Source organism: Candidatus Hydrogenedentota bacterium, from assembly GCA_016791475.1.
Classification (GTDB): Bacteria; Hydrogenedentota; Hydrogenedentia; order Hydrogenedentales; family JAEUWI01; genus JAEUWI01.
The window spans coordinates 1-768 of the sequence record JAEUWI010000192.1; the positions used below are offsets into that span (position 1 = coordinate 1).

The 768-nt window shown below is 64.5% G+C and carries 1 protein-coding gene; it reads left to right on the top strand.

The window, feature by feature from the left end; all coding sequences use genetic code 11:
* The coding region (locus tag JNK74_28640) for a sigma 54-interacting transcriptional regulator (GenBank protein ID MBL7650153.1) at nucleotides 1–657 on the top strand (657 nt) is incomplete at its 5' end.
* Nucleotides 658–768: the final 111 nt, after the last annotated feature.

The window sequence follows — 768 nt, forward strand, 5'->3', positions numbered from 1 at the left end:
GAGATCGGCGACGCGAGTCTCGGCGTGCAGATCAAGCTATTGCGGGTGTTGCAGGAGCGGGGGTTCACTCCCGTCGGCAGCCACAAATCGCAACGCTTTTCCGGGCGGATCATCGCGGCCACCCATCAATCGCTGGTGGAACTGCGCCAACAGGGCAAATTCCGCGAGGATTTTTTCTACCGGCTGTGTTCCGATGCCATCACCGTGCCGCCCTTGCGCCAGCGTTTGGCGGAGACTCCCGCCGAACTGGAGTTGCTGGTGCGAGCGCTGGTGGCGCGCCTGTTCGGGGCGGCCAGCCCGGAAGCCGCCGACCTGGTGCTGACCGCGCTCCGCCGCGACCTGCCGGCGGATTATCGCTGGCCGGGCAACGTGCGGGAACTGGAGCAGGCGGTGCGGCGCATCCTGCTGACGGGGCGCTATCAGGGCGAACCGGCAACCGAAACCGACTTTTGGCAGCAGGCACAGGCCGGGATGCTGGACGCCCGCAGCCTGCTGGCCGGTTACTGCGCCCTGCTCTATCGGAATTGCGGCAACTACGAGGAAGTCGCCCGCCGCGCCAATCTGGATCGGCGGACGGTGCGGAAACATCTGCAAGCGGCAATGCCCTCGCCCTGCGCCCCAGATGAACTTCGAGGCTTGCCAGTTCATGAACCGTGACCGCCGATTGGCGCCGCACGGAGTTCGATGTAAATCGAACGGGACGTTATCGGCCGGTCGCCGCGACCATCGATTCCCGATCAGTTTAACTCGTTGATTCTCTGTTTGGTT